Source organism: Saccharopolyspora spinosa NRRL 18395 (assembly GCF_000194155.1).
In the GTDB taxonomy this organism is placed as follows: Bacteria; Actinomycetota; Actinomycetes; order Mycobacteriales; family Pseudonocardiaceae; genus Saccharopolyspora; species Saccharopolyspora spinosa.
In genome coordinates, this window is sequence record NZ_GL877888.1 from 10,094 (window position 1) to 11,793 (window position 1,700).

At 69.2% G+C, this 1,700-nt stretch carries 3 protein-coding genes; 1 reads left to right on the forward strand and 2 read right to left on the reverse strand.

The annotated features are described in order from the left end of the window. Positions 1–621: 621 nt before the first annotated feature. Entirely contained in the window at positions 622–894 is a 273-nt protein-coding gene (locus SSPN_RS0141600; protein WP_010316645.1) for a hypothetical protein, read from the reverse strand. 128 nt (positions 895–1,022) lie between these two features. Further along, positions 1,023–1,310 carry a hypothetical protein gene (locus SSPN_RS48425; RefSeq protein ID WP_010316648.1) on the reverse strand — a complete coding sequence of 96 codons (288 nt, stop codon included), beginning with the start codon at positions 1,308–1,310 and terminating at the stop codon, positions 1,023–1,025. Between the two features lie 204 nt (positions 1,311–1,514). Here SSPN_RS48425 and SSPN_RS61335 point away from each other — a divergent pair. Further along, positions 1,515–1,700: hypothetical protein (locus SSPN_RS61335; RefSeq protein ID WP_237710998.1), on the forward strand; the 186-nt coding region annotated here is incomplete at its 3' end.

Sequence of the window (1,700 nt, forward strand, 5' to 3'; positions counted from 1 at the left end):
CCGGCACTGGCCCCGCGGCTTCCCTCGTCGGCTGCTGGGTGGAGTCGGGGACCAGGTGCAGCCGTCGCCGCTGTTCGCCCGCCGTGTCGGGCGGTGTTTCGGGCTTACTCATGGGCTTTCGGCTCCGATGTCACTCGGGAAATTCGCGGGTGGTGTTTGTGCTGTTCGCGGATCAGCGAACAGGGCTTTTACAAGCCCGAGTCGACCTCGACTCGGCAGGGCCGACTCCGGTCGAGTCGGGGTCGACTCATGCAGGTCACCGGCTCGGTCGCCCGGTCGGCTGCGGCGTCCCGGCTGGTCGGCTCGGTCGCCCGGTCGATCGGCTCGGTCGGGAGAGGGGTTCTCGGCGGGTTCTCGGTGCTTCTCCGGTGCCGCTTCTCGGGGTTCTTCCCATGCAGGTGAGAAGGGGTGGAGAACCCTTCTTCCCGGCGGCCGGGAACCTGGTTCCGGGATTGCTCCCAACCCGGGGGTTGGGAGCTGGTTTGTGCTGTTCCCGGCGGTTCCGAAACGGTCCGCTGATCGGTTGGGAACCCGGCCGGTGGCGGTGTTCAAACCCCGTGCGACACGGGGCGGCGGGACTGGCACCACCGGCCGGGAAACCTTCGAATCCGGGGTCCGGGCTCAGCTCGACCCGGACGCCTCGGGCTCGACCTGGACGGCCCTCGCGAGGGACCGGGCCAGCTCGTAGCGGTCACGCTCGAACCACGGCCCGCCGCGCTCGACCGCCGCCGCCAATCCCTGCTCCAGCCGTTCCCGGTCCCTGGCCGCCAGGTCGGCGGCCATCGTGGCGACGTAGGCGGCCAGGTTGTCCAACGGCAGCTGGGACAGCAGCTCGGTCGGGACCGGCGCGGCGTACAGCAGCGTTGTCGCCCCGTGCAGGCTCAACGTGGTCATCACGCCACCCCGTCCTGGTCGAAGCTCACGCCGAGCTGGCCGCCGATGACCGGGTCGCGAGGGCTGGGCCCCCTGTTCGGGTGCACACCGCGCCGGATCTCCTCCCACGTCACAACTCAACGTGGTCATCACGCCACCCCGTCCCGGTCGAAGCTCACGCCGAGCTGGCCGCCGATGACCGGGTCGCGAGGGCTGGGCCCCCTGTTCGGGTGCACACCGCGCCGGATCTCCTCCCACGTCACAATCGGGAAGTTCCGCGACCACACCTCGGCCAGGCCCAGCGCTTCCGGCGTGGTGCCGTAGACCGTGGCCAGCAGCTCCCGGTAGGTCTGCGAGACCGTGAGCTTGCCCTGTTCCCACCCGCAGATCAGGTGGTTACTGTGCGTGCCGTTTTTGGGCGTGCGGGGTCGCCGCACCCTTGGGCGCGTCGAGTTAGATGCGGGTTAGATCGGGAGTTAGATCTGGTCGGGCGGGTTAGATTTCTAACTTCGGGGTTAGACCGGCCCGCGTGGGGTCTGGCCTGCGGAGAGTTAGAAAAGTTAGGCGAGTTAGGCGGGTTAGCCGCCAGGTTGGGAGCTTCAAAAAGGCTCCCAACTGGGGGGGGGTGCTGGGGACCTGGGTTGTCTAACTCGCCTCACCTGGCGGCTAGCGGGCCAACGGGTGAGGCCGAGTTGCCCGAGGCGGGCACCGGCGGCCAGACGCGCGCGCAGGTCCACCGCCAGGCGGTCCAGCAGGGCCGGGTCCGCGCCGGTGCTGCTGGGCAGGAACTGGGTCTGGGCGACCAGCACGGGAAGGAACCGGTTGTA

What these genes read in the sequence shown, in the direction of transcription:
- SSPN_RS0141600 (WP_010316645.1), bottom strand. Translation starts at nt 894, where the DNA reads ATGACCACGTTGAGCCTGCACGGGGCGACAACGCTGCTGTACGCCGCG.